General features: G+C 63.8%; 24 protein-coding genes. 13 read left to right on the top strand and 11 right to left on the bottom strand.

Features of this window, described 5'->3' with window-relative positions; all coding sequences use genetic code 11:
- Window positions 1–83: 83 nt before the first annotated feature.
- The 3 genes from lepA to ACNJX9_RS03570 all read left to right on the top strand — a co-directional run bounded on the left by lepA (window position 84) and on the right by ACNJX9_RS03570 (window position 5,048).
- Window positions 84–1,895 carry a translation elongation factor 4 gene (gene lepA, locus ACNJX9_RS03580; RefSeq protein WP_057744496.1) on the top strand — a complete coding sequence of 604 codons (1,812 nt, stop codon included), beginning with the start codon at window positions 84–86 and terminating at the stop codon, window positions 1,893–1,895.
- Window positions 1,896–2,255: 360 nt separating this feature from the next.
- The gene (locus tag ACNJX9_RS03575) at window positions 2,256–4,787 is read left to right on the top strand and encodes a metallophosphoesterase family protein (RefSeq protein ID WP_439407817.1); all 2,532 of its coding nucleotides are present in this window, start codon (window positions 2,256–2,258) and stop codon (window positions 4,785–4,787) included.
- Between the two features lie 87 nt (window positions 4,788–4,874).
- Entirely contained in the window at window positions 4,875–5,048 is a 174-nt protein-coding gene (locus ACNJX9_RS03570; protein ID WP_157083436.1) for a hypothetical protein, read from the top strand.
- Window positions 5,049–5,232: 184 nt separating this feature from the next.
- Here ACNJX9_RS03570 and ACNJX9_RS03565 read toward each other — a convergent pair whose 3' ends face one another.
- Window positions 5,233–5,487 (bottom strand): hypothetical protein, encoded by a 255-nt coding sequence (locus tag ACNJX9_RS03565; protein WP_439410264.1) that lies wholly within the window; start codon window positions 5,485–5,487, stop codon window positions 5,233–5,235.
- Here ACNJX9_RS03565 and ACNJX9_RS03560 point away from each other — a divergent pair.
- Both ACNJX9_RS03560 and ACNJX9_RS03555 read left to right on the top strand, forming a co-directional pair.
- Window positions 5,389–5,748 carry an AAA family ATPase gene (locus ACNJX9_RS03560; protein WP_439410251.1) on the top strand — a complete coding sequence of 120 codons (360 nt, stop codon included), beginning with the start codon at window positions 5,389–5,391 and terminating at the stop codon, window positions 5,746–5,748. The genes ACNJX9_RS03565 and ACNJX9_RS03560 overlap by 99 nt on opposite strands.
- Before the next feature lie 115 nt (window positions 5,749–5,863).
- Complete coding sequence (locus tag ACNJX9_RS03555) at window positions 5,864–6,322, top strand: GNAT family N-acetyltransferase (protein WP_439407816.1); 459 nt, start codon at window positions 5,864–5,866, stop codon at window positions 6,320–6,322.
- Between the two features lie 20 nt (window positions 6,323–6,342).
- Here ACNJX9_RS03555 and ACNJX9_RS03550 read toward each other — a convergent pair whose 3' ends face one another.
- Complete coding sequence (locus ACNJX9_RS03550; RefSeq protein WP_439407815.1) at window positions 6,343–7,749, bottom strand: FAD-dependent oxidoreductase; 1,407 nt, start codon at window positions 7,747–7,749, stop codon at window positions 6,343–6,345.
- Between the two features lie 379 nt (window positions 7,750–8,128).
- Between ACNJX9_RS03550 and ACNJX9_RS03545 the strand changes: the two genes are divergently transcribed.
- Window positions 8,129–8,419 carry a hypothetical protein gene (locus ACNJX9_RS03545; protein WP_057744482.1) on the top strand — a complete coding sequence of 97 codons (291 nt, stop codon included), beginning with the start codon at window positions 8,129–8,131 and terminating at the stop codon, window positions 8,417–8,419.
- A 58-nt stretch (window positions 8,420–8,477) separates the two neighbouring features.
- Here the strand turns inward: ACNJX9_RS03545 and ACNJX9_RS03540 are convergent, their stop codons facing one another.
- From ACNJX9_RS03540 to ACNJX9_RS03510, 7 genes are all read right to left on the bottom strand, one after another.
- On the bottom strand, window positions 8,478–8,729 hold the full coding sequence (locus ACNJX9_RS03540; protein WP_439410250.1) for a DUF3551 domain-containing protein: 252 nt from the start codon (window positions 8,727–8,729) through the stop codon (window positions 8,478–8,480).
- A gap of 63 nt (window positions 8,730–8,792) precedes the next feature.
- Window positions 8,793–9,044 (bottom strand): DUF3551 domain-containing protein, encoded by a 252-nt coding sequence (locus tag ACNJX9_RS03535; RefSeq protein WP_063958215.1) that lies wholly within the window; start codon window positions 9,042–9,044, stop codon window positions 8,793–8,795.
- 635 nt (window positions 9,045–9,679) lie between these two features.
- Complete coding sequence (locus ACNJX9_RS03530) at window positions 9,680–10,096, bottom strand: SRPBCC family protein (RefSeq protein WP_439407814.1); 417 nt, start codon at window positions 10,094–10,096, stop codon at window positions 9,680–9,682.
- A gap of 200 nt (window positions 10,097–10,296) precedes the next feature.
- Window positions 10,297–10,821: a hypothetical protein gene (locus ACNJX9_RS03525; RefSeq protein WP_439410249.1), complete on the bottom strand. Its 525-nt coding sequence runs from the start codon at window positions 10,819–10,821 to the stop codon at window positions 10,297–10,299.
- Window positions 10,822–10,888: 67 nt separating this feature from the next.
- Complete coding sequence (locus ACNJX9_RS03520; protein WP_439407813.1) at window positions 10,889–11,851, bottom strand: tetratricopeptide repeat protein; 963 nt, start codon at window positions 11,849–11,851, stop codon at window positions 10,889–10,891.
- 81 nt (window positions 11,852–11,932) lie between these two features.
- Window positions 11,933–12,964, bottom strand: a complete 1,032-nt coding sequence (locus tag ACNJX9_RS03515) for an alpha/beta fold hydrolase (RefSeq protein WP_439407812.1) — start codon at window positions 12,962–12,964, stop codon at window positions 11,933–11,935.
- 356 nt (window positions 12,965–13,320) lie between these two features.
- On the bottom strand, window positions 13,321–15,399 hold the full coding sequence (locus tag ACNJX9_RS03510; RefSeq protein WP_439410248.1) for a putative bifunctional diguanylate cyclase/phosphodiesterase: 2,079 nt from the start codon (window positions 15,397–15,399) through the stop codon (window positions 13,321–13,323).
- A gap of 530 nt (window positions 15,400–15,929) precedes the next feature.
- On the opposite strand from ACNJX9_RS03510, the gene mepA reads away from it, so the two are divergent.
- From mepA to modC, 5 genes are all read left to right on the top strand, one after another.
- Window positions 15,930–16,889, top strand: coding sequence for a penicillin-insensitive murein endopeptidase (mepA, locus tag ACNJX9_RS03505; protein WP_439407811.1), 960 nt, complete (start codon window positions 15,930–15,932; stop codon window positions 16,887–16,889).
- 275 nt (window positions 16,890–17,164) lie between these two features.
- Window positions 17,165–17,668 (top strand): hypothetical protein, encoded by a 504-nt coding sequence (locus ACNJX9_RS03500; RefSeq protein WP_439407810.1) that lies wholly within the window; start codon window positions 17,165–17,167, stop codon window positions 17,666–17,668.
- Window positions 17,669–17,842: 174 nt separating this feature from the next.
- Window positions 17,843–18,622, top strand: a complete 780-nt coding sequence (modA, locus tag ACNJX9_RS03495; RefSeq protein WP_439407809.1) for a molybdate ABC transporter substrate-binding protein — start codon at window positions 17,843–17,845, stop codon at window positions 18,620–18,622.
- 13 nt (window positions 18,623–18,635) lie between these two features.
- On the top strand, window positions 18,636–19,331 hold the full coding sequence (gene modB / locus ACNJX9_RS03490) for a molybdate ABC transporter permease subunit (protein WP_057744459.1): 696 nt from the start codon (window positions 18,636–18,638) through the stop codon (window positions 19,329–19,331).
- A 2-nt stretch (window positions 19,332–19,333) separates the two neighbouring features.
- Window positions 19,334–19,996, top strand: coding sequence for a molybdenum ABC transporter ATP-binding protein (modC, locus tag ACNJX9_RS03485; RefSeq protein ID WP_439407808.1), 663 nt, complete (start codon window positions 19,334–19,336; stop codon window positions 19,994–19,996).
- Window positions 19,997–20,142: 146 nt separating this feature from the next.
- Here modC and ACNJX9_RS03480 read toward each other — a convergent pair whose 3' ends face one another.
- Window positions 20,143–21,936, bottom strand: coding sequence for a potassium/proton antiporter (locus ACNJX9_RS03480; RefSeq protein ID WP_439407807.1), 1,794 nt, complete (start codon window positions 21,934–21,936; stop codon window positions 20,143–20,145).
- A 198-nt stretch (window positions 21,937–22,134) separates the two neighbouring features.
- On the opposite strand from ACNJX9_RS03480, the gene ACNJX9_RS03475 reads away from it, so the two are divergent.
- On the top strand, window positions 22,135–23,451 hold the full coding sequence (locus ACNJX9_RS03475) for a mechanosensitive ion channel family protein (protein WP_439407806.1): 1,317 nt from the start codon (window positions 22,135–22,137) through the stop codon (window positions 23,449–23,451).
- A 174-nt stretch (window positions 23,452–23,625) separates the two neighbouring features.
- Complete coding sequence (gene map, locus ACNJX9_RS03470; RefSeq protein ID WP_057744446.1) at window positions 23,626–24,444, top strand: type I methionyl aminopeptidase; 819 nt, start codon at window positions 23,626–23,628, stop codon at window positions 24,442–24,444.
- A 17-nt stretch (window positions 24,445–24,461) separates the two neighbouring features.
- Here the strand turns inward: map and ACNJX9_RS03465 are convergent, their stop codons facing one another.
- A complete protein-coding gene (locus ACNJX9_RS03465) occupies window positions 24,462–25,382 on the bottom strand; it encodes a sigma-70 family RNA polymerase sigma factor (protein ID WP_439407805.1) in 921 nt (306 codons plus the stop codon).
- Window positions 25,383–25,417 lie beyond the last annotated feature (35 nt).

Below are 25,417 nucleotides of genomic sequence, written 5' to 3'. Positions count from 1 at the left end.
TGGAATCAGCTTGGCGTGAAGAAACGCCCTGAAAATACAGCAATATGGTTGCCGCACGGGGATGTGAGTGGTATCCCGCGCCCATGACGACCGTCCCCATTTCCAACATCCGCAATTTCTCCATCGTCGCCCATATCGACCATGGCAAATCGACGCTGGCCGACCGCCTGATCCAGATGACCGGCGGCCTCTCCGACCGCGAAATGGCGGGCAAGGAGCAGGTGCTCGATTCCATGGACATCGAGCGCGAGCGCGGCATCACCATCAAGGCGCAGACGGTGCGCCTCGCCTACCGCGCCAAGGACGGCAAGGATTACATCTTCAACCTGATGGACACGCCCGGCCATGTCGACTTCGCCTACGAGGTGTCGCGGTCGCTGGCGGCGTGCGAAGGTTCCCTGCTGGTGGTGGACGCCAGCCAGGGCGTCGAGGCGCAGACGCTCGCCAACGTCTATCAGGCCCTCGACAACAATCACGAGATCGTTCCGGTCCTGAACAAGGTCGACCTTCCCGCGGCCGAGCCCGAGAAGGTCAAGCAGCAGATCGAGGACGTCATCGGCATCGATGCGTCGGACGCGGTGATGATCTCGGCCAAGACCGGCCTCGGCATTCCCGATGTGCTCGAAGCCATCGTCACCCGCCTGCCGCCGCCGAAGGGCGATCGCGATGCGACGTTGAAGGCGCTGCTGGTCGACAGCTGGTACGACGTCTATCTCGGCGTCGTCGTTCTGGTGCGCATCGTCGACGGCACGATGAAGAAGGGCCAGCGCGTCCGCATGATGGGCACGGGCGCGGCCTACGACGTCGAGCGCGTCGGCTTCTTCACGCCGAAGATGCAGCAGGTCGACGAGCTCGGTCCCGGCGAGATCGGCTTCATCACCGCCGCGATCAAGGAAGTCGCAGACACCCGCGTCGGCGACACCATCACCGACGACCGCAAGCCTGTCACCGAGATGCTGCCGGGCTTCAAGCCGGCGATCCCCGTGGTGTTCTGCGGCCTGTTCCCGGTCGATGCCGACGACTTCGAGACGCTGCGCGCCGCGATGGGCAAGCTGCGGCTGAACGACGCCAGCTTCTCCTTCGAGATGGAGACTTCGGCCGCGCTCGGCTTCGGCTTCCGCTGCGGCTTCCTCGGCTTGCTCCACCTCGAGATCATCCAGGAGCGGCTGTCGCGCGAGTTCGACCTCAATCTGATCGCGACCGCGCCGAGCGTCATCTACAAGATGAAGCTGACCGACGGCACCGAGCTCGAGATCCACAATCCCGTCGACATGCCCGACGTCGTCAAGATCGAGGAGATCCAGGAGCCCTGGATCGAAGCGACGATCATGACCCCCGACGAATATCTCGGCAGCGTGCTGAAGCTGTGCCAGGACCGCCGCGGCGCGCAGAAGGAGCTGACCTATGTCGGCTCCCGCGCCATGGTGAAATACGATCTGCCGCTCAACGAGGTGGTGTTCGACTTCTACGATCGCCTCAAGTCGGTGTCGAAGGGCTACGCCTCGTTCGACTATCATCTCACCGATTACAAGCCGGCCGATCTCGTCAAGATGCAGATCCTGGTCAACGCCGAGCCGGTCGACGCGCTCTCGATGCTGGTGCACCGCACCCGCGCGGAGGGGCGCGGCCGCGCCATGGTCGAGAAGATGAAGGAGCTGATCCCGCCGCACATGTTCCAGATCCCGATCCAGGCGGCGATCGGCGGCAAGGTGATCGCGCGCGAGACCGTGCGCGCGCTGCGCAAGGACGTCACCGCGAAATGCTACGGCGGCGACATCACGCGCAAGCGCAAGCTTCTGGAGAAGCAGAAGGAAGGCAAGAAGAAGATGCGGCAGTTCGGCAAGGTCGACATCCCGCAGGAAGCTTTTATTGCCGCGCTGAAGGTGGATAGCTGAGGCGGGCCGGGATCCGGCCCCGGTTCTCCGAGCCGGACGAAGCAAATTTCGAAAACAACCCCATGCAAAGTAGCCGACGCGTTGGCGGCGCTGGGCAATTTCGATTTTTTCGAATTACACTTGCTCCGTCGGGCAAAACAGGCGTATGCTGGCATCATGGCCGTGGTGCAGCCGGCAGACGACGATGTCCCATCGAACCATCCCCGTCGTACGCTCATCGGCCGAATACCCGGAGGACGTTGCGGACTCCACAGCCTACGAGGTTGCGGTGCCAGGCCGCGCGCCAAAATTCTACCTTTACGAGTGTTTGGTCCCCTGCCTATAGTGGCGCATTACACTTGGTGGCGGGGAGGATCATTGATGGCCCGCATCGCCCATATTTCCGACATCCATTTTGGCAGGTCCTTTGTCGTCGACGTCTGGAACCGGATCAAGGATGAGATCGCCGCATTCCATCCAAAGACAATCATAGCCTCGGGAGATTTCACCGACGACCCCGATCCGCTGCTGCTGCTCGCCGCCAAGAGCGAGCTTCAGGATTTGTGCAAGCGATGCGGCGAAGGCACCGAATTCTTCGTGGTGCCGGGAAACCACGATCTGCTTGACCTCGGCAATATCCTGCATCCCGGCAGTGCGAAATGGTTCGATCGCGTCATGTTCCGCGACACGACGGATCTTAGAAACAGACTCCAAGCGGATCTGGGCTTTCCATTTGGCCTGAATGAGGAAACGCTGCGCTGGACGAAATTTCCGCGGTTTCGCCGGATGCGGCCAAGCAACTGGCTTTCGCTTGCGACGCGAACCGACAAATGCGATGGACGGCTGCAAAGCTGCGACTATCGGAGGGCCGGCAGAAGATGGCCGACCCGCAGCATCCATGACCGGACACTCATCACCTGCCTCGATTCCAACAATCCGTCGTTACGGCAGTTTGTCTTTGCGACCGGAACGATTGGACGAAACCAGATCGAGAGAATCAAGCCCTCGAACCTGCTTCCAGCCTGCCCGTGCTGCGCGAGGGCACCGGCAGAGACCGAAAATGGCGGAATCCTGCTCCGGGTTGCCGTCCTGCACCACCACCCGATGCCGATCGCAGTTCGCGACAAATCTCTCGATGATGCGGAGCAAGAGGCCAGGCTCGAGCCCTTCCTGATCCTCAAGAACAGCGGCGATCTCGTGCATGAGCTGCAGCGCTTGAAGTACGACCTTGTTCTGCACGGCCACAAGCACCGGCCACAATTCGCAAGAGTTGAGTTGGGCGCCGATCGTCCGGAGCGCTATCCGATTTTGGTGCTTGCCGGCGGCAGCACCGCGAAGCGCGATGAAGATCCATCAGACAACACACTCCGCGATATCGGGACAGAACCCAACGGTCGGTTGAGGGTACGGACATTCTGGCAGGGCAATTTGCAGGACGAGCGGAATTATTGCGAACCGATCGAGATACTCAAGCGGCGCGCCTTCGCACGAGCCCTGGATCGAACCGGCATCAAGGCGAAGCACCTGATCTCGGATGTCGTGATCGACGAGGTCGGTCATTTGCGCAGCCTCGACACGACGTCGCATTTGAGAGTGATGGACAAGGATCGGACCTTGACCGGCCTTGTCTCCAACGTCGATCTCGCTGCTCACGATACCCGTCTGGACGTTGAATTGGAGGAAGGGAGCGATCGGGCCGCCCTGTGCGTGCGTGACGATCCCGGCAACCTGTATCGTTTAAACGACCCCAGGTCCCCTGCGGATAGCTTCTACTGGTTGAACTTCCACGAGCCGCTGGCAGCCGGCCAACAGCCGTTCACCTTTGCGATCCGCGAGGCGGCCGCCAACAGCATGGCGATGAGCCAGTGGGAGATCGAGCAACGCTCGCACGGTCGGGGTGGCGCGGGAGATCCCGACTACGGTTACGAGGAGGTTGGATCACACATCAGCTACCCGATCGAGAAACTGACGATACGGGTGACGTTTCCTCCGAATTTCGAAGGCATCGCACCGAGGCCGCGCTGCCGGCGGCATCCGGCGATGCCGGACTTTCCTTTGCGTTACCTTCCCGAGCAACGTCCCCGACGCAATCAGCCCGGGCCTCAACTCATCTCCGACGACGATCTCGCAAAAGAGGAAATGCGAGAGCTGACCTACGACGCTCGAGATCGAGCATGGGAAGTGGAAATCGATCATCCGATCCCCGGGTGCTCCTATAGCCTACAATGGCGCGTGCCCGATCCGCGTGCACCACAGAAGGTTTGCGACCGCTCGACGGCTTACCGAAAAATGCTCGCGCGCCTTGTCGACCCAAGTTGCGACGACGACATCGTCGAGAAGTGCCGGGAACGTTTCGACCGGCTCGCAAGAAGCCTCATGAAGCGCTTTCATTTCGAGTACGACGACACGGAGAAGCAAACCGTCTTCCTGATGTTGTACGAACCCGCCGATCTCTGCCTGCGGCCCGCTTTGACGCAGGGCCCAATACCTGATGGAAATTACCAGGTGCCTCTCGGGGGCGGCGTGGCCGGAGCCGCCTTTCTGCAGAGGCAGATTATCGCCTGGAAGAACGATCCGAACAGCAAATCCCTGATCAGACCCGCCTCGTCGGGGGCGCTCAATTCGCATTGGGTGCTGGCACTGCCGGTCTTCCACCAGGGAGGTCGCAATGCGAAGGGCGACGAGCTCGACACCGAGCCGGGCGCCGTGCTCGCCGTCATTACGCTTGGATCGGACAGTGCGGCATCGAGAATTAGCGAATGCGCCCCCAACGACGATGACCCGAAGGGAGAAATCGCCAAAGAGATCGGGCAAGACGCTCAAATCCTGGCCCAACAATGCGTTTTCGACATGCTTCGGATCATCGGCAAGGTCGGAGATCAGGCCGACCCCGTAGTTCCCACGGTGCCGTGAAGCGGAAACTCCCTTGGACGGCCGGCCCGGCCGATCTTGGATTCTTAACCATTTTCGAGTAGGATCAATTGATAGACGGAGACCGCCATGCGAATTGCGGACAATGTGATCGTGCATGACCCCGAGACGAGCCTCGGCAAGATCAATGCCGATCGGCTGCGTGCCCATGGTTGGCCCGAAGAAGTGGTCCAGCAGCAGCAGCAGCGCGAACAATCGTCGCAAGTCTCGCCGGTACCGGCTTCCGTTTCGACTCCGGATTAGCACCCTGCCGGATCTTGCCCCGGGCCTCGGATCCGGATCACCAAGCCAAACAGACCCCCTCACCCGATCGCAAAATCCGCCGCCGTCTCGGCGTGAAGCGCCGTAGTGACGAATGTCACGACGGAGGTATCGGCTGCGTCCGCCCGCGTCGTCATCTCGATGCAGAAATGCTCGCCCGCTTCTGCTACCTTAAGTAGATATATTGCCCTTGGTTTTCCCGGCACCGATGTAGTGTCATCCGCCCCATCCGAATAAGCCGACCTGTCGGAACAGCAATATGCCAACCGCTCACCTGATCCACGGATACATCGGTGCCGGGAAAACCACCTTCGCTCGGAGGCTGGAGCGAAAGTTGCCCGCCATCCGCTTCAGTCACGGCGAATGGATGGCGCGTCTCTATGGCGACGATCCTCCCGTTGATCAGTTTCAGGAATTCCACGACCGTGTCTCCAAGTTGATTGAGACGCACTGGACAAGATGCGTGGAGCTTGGGCTCGACGTGGTGCTCGATCTCGGCTTCTGGTCGCGAACCCAGCGGAGTCAGACCAGGGCGACCGCCGTGGCCTTGGGGGCCAGCGATCTATCGTTTAGAGTGTCCGGACGACGAAGCCTGGCGACGTGTCGAGCGGCGCAACCTCTATCTCGACGGCAGCCTGCATATCGTCCGACACACCTTCGACGCTCTCAAGAGCCGGTTTGAACCACTCGGAGACGATGAGGAGCGAATTGAAGTTGAACTCTAAGGCGCGATGAGATTCGGTTGAATGCGCTTCAGGTCGGGAGCGGCTCTAACGGCGTCTGATGGGACTCCAGAAGTGGCGGACATTTCACTTGAACGAGTGGCTGATCAATTGCCGACCGGCTTCGCCGAGCTGGAGGCGGACGCAATAGCGGATGGCCATCAGCACATGACCCGGCTGGCCGCGGAGCTAACAGAAACTCCTGCCATTTTTCATGCAATCTACGCCTGCTATCTCGACAACAGACTCGCCGGGATCGGGGCAATGACCGACGAACCTGCCCTGGCGGGACAACCGACATGGCGAATGCGACGCTTCTACGTGCATCGTGAGTTCAGGCGGCGCACGATTGCCCAAGCCATTGCCAGCGCGCTGTTGCAAAACGCCTCTGGCAGCGTTTCGACCGTGACCGTCCATGCTGGCAATCAGACCGCGGCGCGGTTCTGGGAAGCGATTGGATTTCGCCGCGTTGCCGGTCTGGCCTGGTCTCACGAGAGAACAATCCCGGACGCAACGAACGCTCGGCGAACATGACCGCCCTTTTGTCGCAGGGATCAGCCGTCCAGCAGCGCCGCCATCCGATCACGGTCGATGATGTTCGGGTCCGGCGGGAGCGAATAGCCGTCCATCGAAGCCAGTTTTGCGGCGATCGGCGGTCTGGCCATGACCTCCTGAGGCAGCGCAACACACAGCGCGATTTCGATCATGCCACGGAGCACGTCGGCGTCTTCGGATGAGGCAAGGAGAAGCTTCGCCATGATCGGGTTGGGTGGCGGCATCGGCAGGCCCGCTTCCAGCGCGTTCATCTCGGCGATCCGCGCGCGGTCCGCGGCGATCTGGTTTCGATAAAACGGACCGACCCGGCGCTCGGTCTCGGCGTCGTATTCCAGACAGAACGCTAAGGGATCGTTGACGTGACGACGAGCGACGTCGCGGAGCACCTGTGCGTGCAGAAGACCGACGCTCAGGCCGCGTCCGGCGGACGGGTTGGTACACGCCCAGGCATCGCCGACCGCGGCGAATCCCGTGATCACCGGCTGGCCATCGACGACAAACCGCCGGTAGCGATCGATGATTCCTGCCATCAGAAGGACTGATGTGATTGGCTCTCCGTCGAGCCAATGGGCTTGCCGCGAGCATGCCGAAACCACACGATGGAACGTGGCCGTATCGCGCAAGGCCCGCATCGCCTTGTTCCTTGACGAGGTATACAAGGTGACCGACCAGGTGTCGTTGTCCCCGTCCAGGGTCAGGATCGAGAACAAGCCCATCGGCGTGAGCGCGCGTCCCATCCTGCGCGGGCGCCGAGGCCCGGAAAAATATCGGGTAAAATAGGCGAAGTTGCTGTCTTCGGCTTCCTCGATCGGAGCGCGGCCTCCCGCGCCGAGAATCCATTCGCAGGCCGGGCTTCGCCGCCCCATGGCGTCTATGACGAGATCAGCGCGAATCTCCTCGCCCGACGTCGTGCGGACCCCGGTCACGTGCGGCACAGCAGGGACAGCCGCTGCGCCCGTGATCAATTCGCGAACCTTGACGCCGCGGCGGACAGTCACGTTGGGTGCGGCTTGCGCCATGGCGGCGACGGCCCATTCAACGGTCGGCCTCCGCCCCGTGACGAAACGCAACGCCTCGTCACCGGGACGCGGTGCCTTGTCTGTCAGGGTCGGGGGAAGCGAGCGGCTGTCGAGATAGTCCACCCAAACGCAGCCGGCGCCAAGCAAATCATCCGTCAAGCCAGGCAGTTCCTGATCGCTGATCATCCGAAACCGCGCACTGAGGTTGTGAGGTTGCCTGAATTGGGCAACTCCCGGGCGCTCCCACGAGTCCCATCCAATCGCGGACGCCGTGGGTCGATCTGCCGAATCAGCCTCCAGGACTGTGACGCGGTGGCCGTCGCGACCAAGCATCGCCGCTGCGCACAATCCGATCACGCCTCCGCCGCAGATGACGACTTTGCTCATCCGTTCCTCCCTGGCGTTCGTCGGACGGCGAAGTCGAGGAATCGCCATCGTCGAAGACGAACAGCAACGAGACCCGCTCACACGGACACGGGTCACCCAAGAGATAGGTCGATGTGGCGACGGGGAGGTTCAAAGCCCCCTGAGCTGCCTTATGAGTTCCATTGGTCGGCGATGGCTCGTGCGCGACGTTCGGCCTCGCCAGCCGTATCCGATCTGCTTCCGAGAGATCCGTCTCCCCGGTGTTGATACGACAGCCAACAGGCCGCTTCCGCGGCCGAGCACAGGCCAGGGCAAGGCCCATCGCAGGGGCCGGTATGCACGCATCGTTAACAGGTGCGCCATCACGATCAGATCCCGCGATCTTCATCGGGATCGACGCATGCATACGCTCGCCATGGCCGTTGCATACGGCCTCTACCTCGTCATCGTGATCGGAGCGATAGGGCTCGCGATCATTGCCGTGTTCTGGCTCCCCGATCGCCTGCTTGGATTTCGGAGAGTCGAGGGGATCGTGGTGGTGCCCCTGGCGACAATCGCGATCTGGCTGCTCTTGTCCTATGGAGCGGTGCCACTGCCCGGCATCCTGATCATCAGTCCGCACAAGCTTCTGGCAGGCCTGGCACTGACCTGCGGATTGATCTGGTGCTTTGTCGAGGACAATTGGCTGTGATGTTCGAGAACTCGCGAGATCAGTTGAGCGCTACGCGCTGATGCTGCCGCCATCGCGCCTATCGGTGACGCGGAAGGCGCACCGGCTGAGACGGCTGCTGCACATAAGGGTTCGTCAAGCACATGGCGGAAAGGCCGGCACCCGCCGCCCTGCACTCGTCCCACGAACTATACTGGCATGAAATATAGGTGGCGCCGCCCCATTCCCATGTCTGCAGGCACACCGGATAATTGCCGTTGAATCGTTGAGCCGAGGCCGGCGTGGACGCAGACATTGCAACCCAGGCGAGGAGAGGGAGAACCGCACGCATCATGTGACTCCGGGGATTTTCGAATCCGGCTTGCAGCAGCGGACTGCCGAGCGCTTGCCGGACTTACTGTGATCTATGCATCCGACGCGGAGGCGGAGGCGGCGCCGGCTGCCTGAACCTCACCCGCGGGTTGATATCGCAATAGAGGTTCCAGCGTCCGGATGCCGAGGCCAGGCACTGCTCTCGCGTCTCATACATGCAGTCGCCGGAATAGCCGAGTTCTCCGCCCATGACGCACCAGGGATAATCGCGGTCAGCGCGCGCTGCGGAGGAAAGCCCCACCAGCATGACAACAACCAGAATGGCGATTCGCATGAGATCCTCCATCTTGTCAGCCGAACCGCGCCGCAAAATGCTGGACCCTGGCAACGTCGCCGGTCGGCTGAGCATGGCTTACGAATTGTTCCCCGAAAGGGCAAGCACCAATCCTGCAGCGCACGACATCGTGCCTCATCCGTCACGAGGGATCACCATCGGTTTAGGAACGTCCTCACGCGGCTTCGGTTGACCGACACAACCTCAAACGGAGTTGAACGATGCGAAAGACAATCTTCTCGCTGACCATGTGCGCGCTGCTTGCCGGAGCGTCGATCGGTTTCGCCCACGCGCAGGCAGGCGGCACCGGCGCTGGCGGAGCGGGTGGCGGAGCAGGTGCTGGCGCTGGTGCCGGAACAGGCGGTGCCGGTGTGGGGACCGGAGCAGCCGGCTCCGCGGCGGGGACCGGATCGAGCGGCGGCACAACCGGCATGGGCGGCAGCGCTGGCACCGGAAACACGGGTGCGAGCGGATCCGTGGGCGGCAGCAATGGCGGTCAGGGAGGAGGTCCCCAGGCCCTTCGTCCAGGCAGAGCCAAAGATCCGACCCGTCGCTGACGCTATCGCCCTGTCACCTGATACGGAAAGAGGCTGCTGAGCCCCGCTCGGCAGCCTCTGTTTTGTTAACCCGGCGCCTTACGACGCCTTCTGCTTCGCCTCGACATATCGTGCAAAGTTGTCGAGAATCGCCTGCCAGCCGGCTTGCTGCTGCTCGACCGAATGGGTGGTTTCGCCATCGAAGGTGACGCGGACGACAACGCCTTTGGCGCCAGGCACGAAATCGACCTCGGTCTTGCGATCGCCGAAGGCATATTCGATCCGCTTGTGCTCGAGGATCTTCGTGTAGGTGCCGGCGAAGTCGAAACCCATGCTGCCGTCCTTGGCCTCCATGCGGGACGAGAACAGGCCGCCTTCGCGCAAATCGACCGTCGCCCTGGTCGTATGCCAATCGTCCGAAGCGGCGTTCCACTTCACGATGTCGGCAGGCGTCGTGTAGGCACGCCAGACCTGATCGATGGGGGCGGCGACGCTGGTTTCGACGGTGATTCTCATGGGTTATTGCTCCAGTTCGATATTTGACGGCGCGAGGTGGCGACATCGCGGCCCCTGTGCGGGATTGGTTGACAGCACTTCCGCGGCGTGTCCACCCAAGGACGGTCGAGACCCGCCCATGCCGACATGGTCGCGCCGTCAATGCGATAAAAAATGGAAAGCTGCCGCCGGGGACGACCGGCCTGCTTGCGGCCGGCGCGTCAGCAGACCTTCTGAAAGCGCGCGCGCCAGCGCGACGCCTTGACTGGCGGGAGCACGTAGCTCTTGCCCTCGGCCGAAACCGTCAGCGGCTGGCCGGAGCTTAAGAGATCCAGGAATTGAGTTTCCAGCTCGCCCCATTTGTCCTCGCCGAGGTCGGGATGGCCGAGGTCCGCCTGGTTGAACCACGATGTATCAGGCGGGAAGTTTTCGGGAGCGGCGTAGGTGAAGCCGGCAAAATCCATCTGCGTCTTGCCGTTGCCGATCGTGATCGTGGCCTCGGTGTGATCCTGCTTCGGTGCCTGCCCCGGATAGACCGCATCGAGCTCGTAATGCGTCCCGCAGCCGAAGCGAAACACTGTCTTGTGGTTGATGTCGTTAAAGCTGAGCCATGGCCGGTCGTAGCGGTCCATCTCGAGCGTCCATGCGCCGCGCAGGATGTCCTTCGACGGACCGCCGGCGGCCGTTGCGGCAGACAATCCGAGCCACGACAGGGCGAGGACAAGTCCGAGCAGTCTTGCAAGCATCGGCACGGCAACCTCTCAACGCGATCCGCGATGATCCTCACAGCAAAGGCGCTTCGCGCGGGCCTGTTCAGATCGCCCCTGTCTTGCCGCGAATGGCCATCGACCGCTTGATGACTTGCTGCGCGTCGGCGTAGCGGCCCTCATCCTTGTAGAGATCGGCCAAATTCTCCAGCACGTCGGCAATGTCAGGATGGTTGGGGCCGAGCGTCTTCTCCATGGTGGCGACCGATTGCTTGTACAGCCGCTCGGCGTCGGCCAGACGACCCTGGCGCCCGTAGAGTGCGGCCAGATTGTTCTGCGCCTGCGCGATATCGGGGTGATCGGGCCCATACGCCTTCTCCGTTACCGCCATCGCGCGCTTGAGCAGCCGCTCGGCCTCGGCATAGCGATGCCGGTGGATATAGGCGTCGGCGAGATTGCTCATCAGCACCGTGGCTTCGGGATCGTCCGGACCTTGCGCCTTCTCGAGCACGGCGAGCCCGCGCTTGAACAGCGGCACGGCCTGGTCGTAGCGGTGCTGATTGCTGTAGACGGCGGCGAGGTTGCTCAACGCCAGCACGATGGAGGGATCGTTGGGACCGCGCGCCTTCTCGCCGATCGCGAGCGACCGCTTCAGCAGCGGCTCCGCATCGGCGTAGCGCTCTTCCACGCGGTAGAGCTCGCCGAGATTGTTCAGCACCATCGCGACCTCGGGATCGTCAGGGCCGAGCGTCTTCTCCCGGATCGCCAGCGAGCGCTTGTACAGGAGCTCGGCGACCGGATATTGACCGAGATTGTAATGAATGGTGCCGAGGTCATTCAGCGGCATCGCGACGTGGGCATCGTCGGCGCCGAATTCCTTCTCGCGCAGGGCCAGCGCCTGCTGGGCGAGCGGCAGCGCCTCGGTGTATTTGCCGGCCCGATAAAGCTCTTTCATCTGCCGGGTGAGCATGCCGGCCTCATCCTCGCTCGCATGAGACGGCGTGGCCAGCGACAAGCTCAGCGCGAGCGCGGTCATCGCAACACAGATCGATGCTTTCAGGGCCTTCATCGCACGTTCCTTGCCGCTGATGTCAGGGACTTCAGTGGCTTTGGTGCGCCTGGAGGCCGGGCAGGTTCAATGTGGGCGGGATCAAGTGAAGAAGTTGCGCAGCTTTTCGATCACCAGCTCCGGCGCCTCCTCGGGCAGATAGTGTCCGCAAGGCAGGCTTTCGCCGCTGATATCCACGGCCTTTTCGCGCCAGGTCTGGCGCACGTCGTAGGTCGATCCGACGACGCCCTTTTCGCCCCACAGCGCGAGCAACGGGCACGCGATCCGCTTGTCTGCATCGGCCGCATCGTGGACCAAATCGATGCCGGCGGCGGCGCGGTAATCCTCGCAGACGGCGTGCAGCGTCTCGGCCGTATAGCAGCGGCGGTATTCCGCGAGGGCGAGCGGATCGATCGCGCCCGGCGTCTTGTTCTGCTTGTTGATGTGCGCCTGCAGATAGAAGTCGAGATTGTTGCCGATCAGGGTTTCCGGCAGCGGCGCCGGCTGGCTCAGGAAGAACCACCACATGTAGCGCATGGCGAACTCCTTGTTCGCCCTGGCGTACATCGTCGCGGTCGGCGCGATGTCGAGCACGGCGGCCCTGGTCACGGCGGCGGGATGATCCAGCAGCAGGCGGTGCAGGACACGTGCGCCGCGGTCGTGACCTGCCGCGAAGAAGCGCTCGAAGCCGAGTGCGCGCATCACCTCGACCTGGTCGCGCGCCATCTCGCGCTTGGAATAGGCGATGCTGTCCTTGCCGCCGTGGGGCTTGCTGGAATCGCCGTACCCCCTGATATCGGTGAGCACAACCGTGAAACGCTCGGCGAGTTTTGGCGCGACCTTGTGCCAGCACACCAGTGTTTGCGGATGGCCGTGCAGCAGCAACAGCGGCGCGCCCTCGCCCTTCACGAAGGTGTTGATCTCCGCGCCCGACGTCCTGATGCGGCTTTGGCGAAAGCCCGGCAGCAGTTTTTCGATCTGATCGGTGGCCACTTCTGTCTTCTCCTCGGCGAAGGCGGGCAGATCTAGCATCGTCGAACCGATCGCGCCTGTGGTCGTCGCCGCGAGCGACACCAGGCGGCGACGGGTCAGCCCAGCGTCGGACAAATGTTCTGCCTGCCTATTGTCGGACATGTTGCGTTCCCCCGGACGGAATTCGGCTCTTTCCGCGAAGGTGCCGGCCCACCTGACGAAAATCCAATGTCAGGTCGAAATATGATTATGCACGCCTTGCATAAGCGACCCGGCCGAGCGCCGTACAGCGCGAGGGGATGATGGCGGTCAGGCGAAGTCGGCGATAACATACTGTCGCGGACATTGGACACAGATCGATGGCATTCTGGATCGCGAGCGCAGCCGGATTGGTGATCGCCTATGCCGCGGCTCGGGCACAGCCGCCCCATGAGGCCGACATGCCGGATATATTTTCTTCCGACGCATGCATGATCGTAATTTGAACTATCGTTTTTGGGACAGCCCGCCTTCAAGCGCTACGCCACCAGCGCGTCCCCGCCGTCGATGCCACGCTGCGCCGCGAGCAGGCTGATGATCTCGACGTTCGGCCGGGCCTTGCTGAACAGAAAACCCTGGCCCTCGTCGCAACCCTCGGCGCGGAGGCAGCTCAGCTCGGCCTCGGTCTCGACGCCTTCGGCGGTGATGGTGACACCAAGGCCTTTGCCGAGACTGACGATGGAGCGGATGATCGCCTGTGCCTCGCGATTGGCACCGAGATCGCGCACGAAGGACTGGTCGATCTTGATCTTGTCGAACGGGAAGCTGCGCAGATAGCTGAGGCTGGAATAGCCGGTGCCGAAATCGTCCATCGAGATGCGCACGCCGAGCGCACGCAGCGCATGCAGCGTCGCCAGCACCTGCGCGCTCTTCTCCAGCAGCAGTGTCTCGGTGATCTCGAGCTCGAGCCGGCGCGGCGGCAGGCCGGAATGCTTCAGCGCGTCCGTCACCACCGACAGCAGATTGCCGCTGCGAAACTGCAACGGCGACAAATTGACGGCGACGCGGACGTCGTCCGGCCAGGTCGCGGCATCGAGGCAGGCGCGGCGCAGCATCAGGCCGCCGAGCGGATTGATCAGCCCCGTCTCTTCAGCGACCGGAATGAACTCGGCCGGCGAGACCATGCCGCGCTCGGCATGCGGCCAGCGCACCAAAGCCTCGAAGCCGGTGATGCGGCCGCTCGATAGGTCGATCAGCGGCTGATAATAGGGGCGCAGCACGTCGTTCTGGATGGCATCGCGCAGCTCGACCTCGATCTTGCGGCGGCTCTGCGCCCTGGCATCGAGCGCGGCCTCGAAGAAGGCGAAGCTGCCGCGCGAATCCTGCTTGGCGCGCGACAGCGCCATGCCGGCACTCTTGAGCAGCTTTTCGGACTCCTCGCCGTCGCCGGGCGCCATCGCAATGCCGATGGAGGCGCCGATCACCACGGAATGGCCGTCGAGCAGATAGGGATCGGCGATGGCCTCGAGCAGCCGCTTGGCAAGGCCCACCGCGTCCTCGGGCCGCGCCAGGCCGCTCTGCACGATCGCGAACTCGTCGGAATTGAGCCGTGCCAGCGCGTCTTCCTCGCGCAAGGTCGAGCGCAGCCGCTTGGCGACGCCGCGCAACAGCTTGTCGCCGATCGCGTGCCCCAGCGTGTCGTTGACCGCCTTGAAATTGTCGAGCCCGAGCATCAGCACCGCGACCTTCTCGGAGCTGCGGCGGGTGTGCAGCAGCATCTCGTCCATGATCTGGCGCAGCCGATTGCGGTTCGGCAGTCCGGTCAGGGCGTCATGCTGGGCCATGAAGGCAAGCCGCGCCTCGGCGCGCTTGCGCTCGGTGATGTCCATCAGCGCCAGCAGCACCGCGGGCCGGTCGGCATAGGTCAATTCGCGGGAATAGATCGCAAGGTCGATCAGCGCACCGTCGGCCTTGACGTGCTTCCAGATGCGCGCGGCCTGCTCGTCGCTGGAGCGGTCGATGGTCCAGGGCGGCTCGCTGTCGAAGGCCTGCAGCGAGCGGATCTTCAGCCGCTCGAACTCGGCGCGGCTGTAGCCGTAATGCGCGATCGCGGCGTCGTTGACGCCGAGGATGCGCTCGTCGTCCAACGCGCAGACGATCATGGGGACGGGATTGCCGTCGAACAGCAGGCGGAACGAGGCCTCGCGCTGCTTCAATTCGGTGATGTCGACGCGCAGGCCGACCACGCCGCCGTCATCGGTGCGGCGTTCCTCGATCAGGATGACGCGGCCGTCGGACAACGTCTGCTCATGACGCTTGCCGGGCTCGTAGAGCTTCTTCAGCCGTGCGGCGATCCACTCCTCCTCGTGGCCGGCCGCTTCCGGATAGTCGCCGCGGGCGACGCCGACGCGCAGCGTGTCCTCCAGACGCGCGCCTTCCTGGAACAGATCGGCGGTCTTGCTGTAGATCTCGGCGTACTGCTTGTTCCAGAGAACGTAGCGGCCTTCGGGATCGAGGATCACGATGCCTTGCGGCAGGAGATCGACGGCTTGGCGCAGCCGGTCGTGCGACCTGCGGGCGTCCGCGATGGCGGCTTCAGCTTCCGCGCGGCTCTGCATGAGCAGATCGCGTTCGATCAGCGGACTAGTCGCGCGCGCAAAGCGCGGCTTGCGCTGACGTCGTCCCGCACGCACGCCCTGCTTTCGCTTTTTTGCTTTTTTGGACCCCAAACTCAACTTCACACGCCTTAACCGCGCCCAGCGGCCGCAACTCTTGCTCCAAGTGTCTGAAAGAAAAGTAATCCCGGCCAGCGGCGGCACCGACAAGCGGGCCGAGCGTCGGACCATTTGCCCGTTTGCGAGGCGCGAGAAACCTCACCAGGCGCGTCGAACCTGCTTCCGCGTCGCGACCGGCGAGAGAGAAGGCGCAAAAACGCGCAGTCTCCATGAATCAATTCCGGAACAGACGCCGCTTGCATGCAGGCGACACGCGCATCTCGTTCCGCGCACGAATTTTGGTCAATGCAGGATAGAGTTATCGTATCGTTAAGAACGGCCGGCATGGGGATGATCGGCGGAAAATTAAATGTCGTGCTGGGCGCATCGCCGCGCGCGGCATCGGCTCCGCGATGGGCTATAAGAGTGTCAAGATGAGTCGCCGCCGCATCATTCCTCTCCTGCTTGCGATGACGCTCGTCGTCATGAAAGTCCTGGCCGCCGGCGGCGCGCTGGCCCAGGACAAGGGCAGCGTGAACCCGAAGCCGCTGCCGCCGCTCGCCAATCCCAATGATCCCAAGATCGGCGCCAAGGAGCTGTTCGCGCGAAAACTGCTGCCCTCGAAAGGGCCGGCGCACGTGATCGGCTCCTATGTGAAGGGCTGCATCGGCGGTGCCGAGCAGATGCCGCTCAACGGCGACACCTGGCAGGTCATGCGGCTGTCGCGCAATCGCAACTACGGCCACCCCGACATGATCGCGCTGATCAAGCGCCTTTCGGCCAAGGCGCACAAGGACGCGGGCTGGCCGGGCATCCTGGTCGGCGATATCGGCCAGCCGCGCGGCGGGCCGGCGCTGTCAGGCCATGCCAGCCATCAGATCGGGCTGGACGCCGACATCTGGCTGACGCCGATGCCGGACCACCGGCTCTCGCGCGAGGAGCGCGAGGAGATGTCGGCGGTGATGATGGTGCGCGAGGATCGCCTCGACATCGATCCCAAAGTCTTCACATCAGGCCATGTGCTGGTGCTGCGCGATGCGGCGCAGGAGCCGGCGGTGCAGCGCATCTTCGTCAATCCCGCGATCAAGAAGGCGCTGTGTCGTGAGGCCAAGGGCGACCGCTCCTGGCTGTCGAAGATCCGGCCGTGGTGGGGCCACGACTATCACTTCCACATCCGCATGCGCTGCCCGGCCGGCGCCACCGACTGCAAGGGCCAGCCGTCGCAATCCGAGGACGAGGGCTGCAAGCCCTCCGATCTCGCCTATTGGTTCAGCGAGGGCGTGCTGCATCCCAAGCCGCCGCCTGAGCCGCCGAAACCAAAGCCGCCGATGACCTTGGCGCAGATGCCGGCGGCCTGCAAAGCCGTGCTGCGGGCGCCGGACGCGAAGCCGTAGGGGCGCGGCTGCTCGTTAGCCCGGATGGAGCGAAGCGCAATCCGGGAAAGCCAATCACTCTGCGCGAGGGACCCGGATTACGCTGGCGCTCCATCCGGGCTACGAGCTGCGCTTGTTCGGGATGACGATGAGTTGGTTGGTACGCACTCCCCAAATACACTAATATCCGCCCTGCCCCACGGCCGTAAGCCTGCGGCATTTCGGGATGCGCATCCCGCCTCCGACAAAACCTGACCGCACGCCGCGCTAACGCGTGGCCAACGATGAGAATTGACATGCGCGTCCTCGCCCTTCTTGCCGTGCTCTCGATCAGCGCGACCTCTGCCTTTGCCGCGGAGGAGCCCAGCGGCTGCGACAAGTTCAAATGGCCGATCGAGCGCGACCGTGCCGCGCTGACTGCACCTGACCGTGCCAAGCTGGCCTCGGGGGCCGAGCAGGCTGCGGTGCCCTCCTCGGCGATCACGCTGGGGCTGGTCGCACCTAACGAAGCAAAGCTGCCGTCGCCGCCCGAGCGCGCGCCGAAGGACGGCACCTTTGCCGGCTTCATCAGCATCAAGGCGGCCAAGGCCAGTCTCTACACGATCAGTCTGTCCTCCGGCGTCTGGGTCGATCTGGTCCAGGAGGGGCATGTCCTGAAACCCGTGGCCTTCAGCGGCGCGACCGATTGTGACGGCATCCGCAAGGCCATGAAATACGAACTCTCGGACAAGCCCTTCGTGCTCCAGATCAGCGGCGCCAAGGACAATTCCCTGTCCATTTCCATCCTGCCAGCGCAATAAGCGGGACCTTTGACCTCCGGCCTTAGCCTGCTATCTTCGCATCTGCGATATCCCCGCCGGCCGTAAGCCGTCGCGGGGGGACGTGGAACAGCGCTTCCGCCCGTCGCGATCCAACCACCCACCGCCAGATTTGCGCGTGCGTTTGCGCGCGCGGGCTCGCACGGAGCGCCATCGATGTATCGTATCGCCGGACTTTTCATTGCCTTCGTCATGCTCGCGGGCCTCGCGCCTGCCAGCGCCGAGGACAAGACCATCACGGTTTTCGCCGCCGCCTCGATGAAGAACGCGCTCGACGAGGTCGATGCCGCCTACACCGCCAAGACCGGCATCAAATTCAGCGTCAGCTATGCTGCGAGCTCGGTGCTGGCAAAACAGATCGAGCAGGGCGCGCCGGCCGACGTGTTCGTCTCCGCTGATACCGACTGGATGGACTACGCGGTCTCCAAGAAGACCATCGACGCGCCTTCCAGAGTCAACCTGCTCGGCAACAGCATCGTGCTGATCGCACCAAAGGATGCCAGGATCGACAACGTCACGATCGCGCAAGGTTTTGATCTCGCAAAACTCGCCGGCGACGGCAGGATCGCGACCGGCGACGTCAAGTCCGTGCCAGCAGGCAAATACGCCAAGGCCGCACTGGAGAAGCTGGGCGCCTTGCAGGCTGCCGAACCGAAATTCGCGATGGCCGAGAGCGTGCGCGCCGCGCTGACGCTGGTGGCCCGCGGCGAGGCCAATCTCGGGATCGTCTATTCCACCGACGCCAAGGTCGAGCCCGGCGTGAAGATCGTCGGCACCTTCCCGGCGGATTCGCATCCCGCGATCATCTATCCGGTCGCGGCAACCACCACCGCCAAGCCCGAGACCAACGACTATCTCGCCTTCCTGCGGACCAATGCGGCCAAGACCATTCTGGAAAAATACGGCTTTAAATTCCTGATCAGCCCGACGACCTGATTTTTAGCACTTGATGCTCGACATCTCTCCCGCTGAATGGACGGCGATCCTGCTCTCGCTCAGGGTCGCCATCATCGCGACGCTGGTGGCAACGCCATTCGGCATTGCGCTGGCGTGGCTGCTCGCCCGCCGCGATTTCTGGGGCAAGTCCGTGCTCGATGCGGTCGTGCATCTGCCCTTGGTGCTGCCGCCCGTCGTCACCGGCTATTTGCTGCTGCTCACCTTCGGCCGCCGCGGCCTCGTCGGCAGCTTCCTCGCCGATCATCTCGGCATTGTCTTCGCGTTCCGCTGGACCGGAGCTGCGCTCGCCTGCGGCGTGATGTCGTTCCCGCTGCTGGTGCGGCCGATGCGGCTGTCGATCGAGGCGATCGACCGCAAGCTCGAGCAGGCCGCCGAGACGCTGGGCGCCGCGCCGTTCAAGGTATTCTTCACGGTGACGCTGCCCTTGGCGCTGCCCGGCGTGCTCGCCGGCATGGTGCTGGGCTTTGCCAAGGCGATCGGCGAGTTCGGCGCCACCATCACCTTCGTCTCCAACATTCCCGGCGAAACCCAGACGATCTCGTCGGCGATCTATTCGCTGATCCAGACGCCCGATGGCGACGCGGCTGCAGGCAGGCTCGTCATCGTCTCGATCGTGCTCGCGCTCGGCGCGCTCATATCAGCCGAATGGTTCGCCCGCCGCGCCACCGCGCGCCTGCACGGGAATTGACCATGCTGCGCGTCGACGTCGAAAAACAGCTGGGCGAATTTTCGCTGCACGCGACCTTCGCCAGCGAGGGCCGCGTCACCGGCCTGTTCGGCGCGTCCGGCGCCGGAAAGACCTCGCTGATCAACATGATCGCGGGCCTGCTGCGGCCCGACCGCGGCACCATCGTCATCGACGGCGAGACGGTCGACGACACCGCATCAGGCATTCATGTGCCGACCTGGCGCCGTCGCATCGGCTACGTCTTTCAGGATGCACGGCTGTTTCCGCATCTCAACGTCGCGCAAAATCTCGATTATGGAAGGCGGATGAACCGTCTTGCGGCCGATCCGGCGCAGCACAAGCGCGTCGTCGAGCTGCTCGACATCGGCGCGCTGCTTGATCGGCGTCCCGGAAAGCTATCCGGCGGCGAGCGCCAGCGCGTCGCGCTCGGCCGCGCGCTGTTGTCCAAGCCGCGTTTGCTGCTGCTCGACGAGCCGCTCGGCGCGCTCGACGAGGCCCGCAAGCTCGAGATCCTGCCCTATCTGGTACGGCTGCGAGACGAAGCCAATATCCCCATGGTCTATGTCAGCCACGACGTCGCCGAGCTGCGCCAGCTCGCGACGCAGATCGTGATGCTGAGACAGGGCCGCGTGACCTCGTTCGGCGGCGTCAAGGTGCTGACGTGATTCTGTAGCCACTCTCGTAGGGTGGGCAAAGGCGCCCTTGCGCCGTGCCCACGATCTGTCTCGATCACGCAAAATGCGTGGGCACGCTTCCGCCTTCGCTCTTCGAGCTACGGCGGACAAGTCGCTTTGCCCACCCTACGGCAGGGTCACACCCCCGCCACCGACGACCATATCTCCGCAAGCTTCTTTCGCAGCGCCTGACGCCGCGTCAGTGGCGCCGGGGTCTCGTCGTCTTCCGGCAGGCGGAGGCCGACGACGTTGACGCGGCCGCCTGAGATGCTGCGCGCCACCAGCACGATGGTATCAAGCGCGAGCTCGGCGCCCTCCTTCGGCGCGCGGTCGAGATGGACGTCGAAATAATCGGCAAGCGTGAGCTTGCCCTCGTCCTCGGTCACCTTGACGCCGTAGATCCCGGCGAGCTCGGCGAGCGTGTGATCGCCTGAGACCATGAAGTCGCCGAGCAGATGCGGATCGGGCGCCGTGCTCGGCTGCATGTCGACGAAGAAGCGGTCGAGCGCCTCGGCCTTCTCCGGCGGGGCCAGCAGGTAGATGTAGTCGCCGGGCGCGACCGGCTCGGCCTCCACGGGCGTCAGGATGTGCTCGTTGCGGATCACCAGCGTCGGCTTCGACCAGGACGGGATCAGGCCGCGGCGGAAGTAAAGGCTTTTGGGCCGCACCGGATAGCCGACGAGCTGCTGCTCGAGCTGGCCGGGCAGATCGAGCTCGATGCGGCGCGGCCCGCGCTCGGTGCGCGGCAGCGCCACGTGCAGTTTTCGCGCGGCCGGTGCCAAGGTCCAGCCTTGCAGCAGCAGCGAAATGATCACCACGACGAAGGCGACGTCGAAATAGAGATAGGCTTTTGACAGGCCGACCAGCATCGGGATCGACGCCAGGAAGATCGCGACCGCGCCGCGCAGGCCGGTCCAGGCGATGAAGATCTTTTCGCGCCAGTTGAAGCGGAATGGCGCCAGGCACACGAACACCGCGATCGGCCGCGCCACCAGCATCAGCACCAGCGCGACGGCAATCGCCGGCAGCACGCTGGAGCCCAGCCGGCTCGGCGAGACCAGCAGGCCCAGCAGCACGAACATCACGATCTGCGCCAGCCAGGTCGCGGCATCCAGAAACGCCACCACCGAATTATGCGCGCGCGTCGGCCGATTGCCGATGATGATGCCGGCGAGATAGACGGCAAGGAAGCCCGAGGCGTGCATGATCTGCGAGCCGCCGAAGATCACGAGCGCGGCGGTGGTCACGAACGGCGCGTGCAGGCCCTGCGGCAGCGCGACCTTGTTGAGCCCGATGACGACGAGGCGCCCGCCGATCACGCCGACGACGGCGCCGAGCAACGCCTCCTGGACGAACTCCATCACCACATGGCCCGGCGTGCTCGAGCCCAGCGAGATGTATTCGACCAGCATCAGGGTCAGGAAGATCGCGAAGGGATCGTTGGTGCCGGATTCCGCTTCCAGCGTCGCACCGACGCGCGGGCGCAGCCGCAGGCCCTGGGTGTGCACCAGGAGGAACACCGCGGCCGCGTCGGTGGAGGCCACCACCGCCCCGACCAGCAGCGACTCCGTCCAGTTGAGGTCGAGCGCGAATTTCGCGAACGGCGCCGTGATCAGCGCGGTCAGCAGCACGCCGACGGTGGCGAGCACCACGGAGGGCGCGAGCACGGTGCGGATGCTGGCAAAGCGCGTCTTCAGACCGCCGTCGAACAGGATCAGCGCCAGGGCCACCGAGCCGACCAGATAGGTGGTGCCGACATCGTTGAACTGGAGCTGGCCGGGGCCTGCATCGCCCGCCAGCATGCCAATCGCGAGAAAGACCAGCAGCAGCGGCGCGCCGAAGCGCAGCGCCAGCAGGCTCGACAGGATGCCGGCCATGACGAGGACGGCGCCGAGCAGAATGGCGATGCTGAAAGAGTCGAGGGAAGCCATCCACCTTCCGGGTACAAATCGCTGGAATTGCATCCTTATCGTCGCCACACTCCTGCGCCAACCCATTTTCGCCCGCTCGCGGCAATCTGCCCTTATTTTGCGGCCTTAACGCGCTTCACATGCCGGTGTATCGATGGTCCGGCCGCTGCGCCGCCTTCGAATCAAATCCTTCCGCCTGCTTCCCGACGAGACCGCCTGATGGACATGGACCTCAAAGACCTCATGGAGTTCGTGCAGACGACTGCGCGCAGCGTCGGAGCGGAGATCTCTTCGCCCTGGTTCTACCTGCAGTTCGGCCTGATCCTGACGGCGGCCGGCATCGCCTATGCGGCGGATACCGGCGTTCACAACCGCGTCGACATGAGCTCGGTGGCGATGCGCTGGCCGCTGCCGCTCCGGCACTTCGCCCGTGTGATGATCGCGAGCGCCTCGACGGCGGTGTTCACCCTGCTGGTGATCATCTTCCGCGTGGTGATGTATCACGCGACCTGGCCGAGCCGCAGCTATCTCCTGATGGTCGCCGCCAAGCTCGGGCTCGCCTGGCTGGTGATCCGGCTGCTGACCTCGGTGCTGCGCAATGCCTTCTTCGTCAAGCTGGTGTCGGTTGCGGCCTGGTTCGTCGCGGCGCTGTCCATCCTCGGCCAGCTCGAGGCCACGGTCGACCTGCTCGATTCCTACGCCATCGTGCTCGGCGGTCTCAGGCTGACACCGCTGCTGCTGCTCAAGGCCGGCGCACTGCTGATCCTCGCGCTCTGGCTCACCAACATCGCCAGCAATTTCGCCGAGAGCAAGATCAACTCGACGACCGATCTGACGCCGTCGGTCCAGGTGCTGCTGATCAAGATCATCCGCATCGGGCTGCTTGCGGTCGCGATCGTGATCGCGCTCGGCACCGTCGGCATCGACCTCTCGGCGCTTGCGGTGTTCTCCGGCGCGGTCGGCGTCGGTATCGGTATCGGCCTGCAGAAGATCGTCGCCAACTTCATCTCCGGCATCATCCTGCTCGCCGACAAATCGGTGAAGCCGGGCGACCTCGTCACCATCGGCGACAATACCGGGCGCATCAGCGCGATGAAGACGCGCTATATTTCCGTGGCCGCCGGGGACGGCCGCGAATTCCTGGTCCCGAACGAGGATCTGGTGACGCAGAAGGTCGTCAACTGGACCTACACCGACAAGAACACGCTGGTGAAGATCACCTTCGGCACCAATTACGACGCCGATCCGAAGCTGGTCTGCAAGCTGGCGATCGAGACCGCCTCGGCCCATCCGCGCGCCCAGAAGGGCAAGCCGCCGAACTGCCTGCTGACCGAGTTCGCGGAGGCCGGCATGAAGTTCTCGCTGACGCTCTGGCTCGCGGATCCCGACGGCATGGATGCCGTCAAGAGCGACGTGATGCTGGCGCTGTGGGACGCCTTCAAGCGCGAGGGCATCCGGGTTCCCTACCCCGTCCGCGAAATCCGCGTCCGCGGCGGGGCGCTGCCGGTGGAAACCACCGTAGAAGTCCCGAATTGAGACCGCTTTCGGCCGCATGGCCGGCGGAATTCTCGTTTTGGCGCGTTTTCTTCACGCGAACCGGTCCCCACTTCGCTCGAAAACGCTCTGGCCAAGCTTGCACGAAATCCCCCAATCATTAAATTAGAGCCTCAAATCAAGCCCTTCCGCCATATTCCAGAAGATAGCGCCCGCATGAGCTACGTCGAAGCCACCGATACCTCGCTGCGCAAGACCGGACAGATCAAGCTGCATGGGCCGAACGCCTTTGCCGGCATGCGCAAGGCGGGTGCTCTGGTGGCGAAGTGCCTCGACGAGCTCACCGACATCGTCGGCCCGGGCGTGGCGACCGATCGCATCGACGAATTCGTCCGCGAGTTCGCCTTCAGCCATGGCGCCTATCCGGCGACGCTGATGTATCGGGGCTATCGCTATTCGACCTGCACCTCGCTCAACCACGTGGTCTGCCACGGCATGCCCGGCGACCGTCCGCTGAAGGAAGGCGACATCGTCAATATCGACGTCACCTTCATCGTCGACGGCTGGTATGGCGATTCCAGCCGGATGTATGCGGTCGGCCCGATCGCGCGCAAGGCCGAGCGGCTGATCGAGGTGACCTATGAGGCGATGATGCGCGGCATCGCCGCGGTGAAGCCCGGCGCCACCACCGGCGACATCGGCCACGCCATCCAGAGTTTTGTCGAGCCGCAGGGCATGAGCGTGGTGCGCGATTTCTGCGGCCACGGTTTGGGGCGCATGTTCCACGACGAGCCGAACATCATCCATATCGGCCGTCCGGGCGAGGGCGTGCAGCTCAAGCCCGGCATGTTCTTCACCATCGAGCCGATGATCAATCTCGGCAAGCCGCATGTGAAGATCCTGTCCGACGGCTGGACCGCCGTGACCCGCGATCGCTCGCTGTCGGCGCAGTTCGAGCACTCGGTCGGCGTCACCGCCACCGGCGTCGAGATCTTCACGCTGTCGGAGCGGCACGGCGAGAAGCAGATCGGCTGATCTGCTTCCACCTCGACTCATCGGTCCAGCGTGATCAGCTCGGCGCCCTCGATCGCGTAAGTCGCGAACAGAAAATCCCTGATGTTGACGATGTTGCCGTTCTCCCAGTCGAGCAGAACGAAGTAGCGCGGCGGACCTGACGGATCCTGCGGGTCGAACATGATGATCGCGGGGCGGCGGTCGACGAAGCCCGGGACGCAATGCCAGGGGCTGGTCTCGGCATAGCGGTGGAAATACTCGCTGACATCGCGGCGGCCGGCCCGGCGCGTCCGGTTGACCATCTCAAGCCGCACGTCGTCGGCCAGCATGTCGCGCAGGGACTCGAAATCGCGCGCGTTGAAGCGCTCGACATAATGCATCAGGCGGGCGCGCTCGCCGGCCTCCAGTTCAGGAGGGCTGACCTCGTCGGGCTCCGCCGCGAGCTCGCGCAGGCGAACGCGGCCGCGTTGCAGCGCGCCCTTGGTCGCCGCGACGCTGCCGCACATGATGTTGCAGACCTCATCGACGGAATAGCCGAGCACGTCGCGCAGGATCACCGCGCTGCGCTGCGTCACCGGCAGGCGCATGAAGGTCCCGAGGCTCGCGGTGACGCTCTCGCGTTCGGTCACGGGGCTGGTCAAAGCGGGGATCATGTCCAGATCGTCATCGGCGTGAGCAGCGTTGGTGCGGGCGCGCCGGCGCAGGAAATCCAGCGCCGCGTTATGGGCGATGCGGAACAGCCAGCCCTCCGGATTGTCCAGCGGCTCGGTCCGCGGTGCGGCCTCGAAGGCTTTGAGCAACGCGTCCTGAACCACGTCCTCGCCGTCGATGACCGAGCCTGTCATGCGCGCGCAGTAGCGATGCAGAAGCGGCCGCATCTCCACGGCAAGGCGTTCGAGGGCCTGAAGGGCGGTCTGCCGGACCGCCCCCGTGCCATTGCCGGTCACATCGTCTGCCAAGCCTGACCTCCCGTCATCCGAATCCGTGATACGTC

This window comes from Bradyrhizobium sp. BLXBL-03, from assembly GCF_051853015.1.
GTDB lineage: Bacteria > Pseudomonadota > Alphaproteobacteria > Rhizobiales > Xanthobacteraceae > Bradyrhizobium > Bradyrhizobium manausense.
This window is presented reverse-complemented; position numbering and strand designations above follow the sequence as displayed.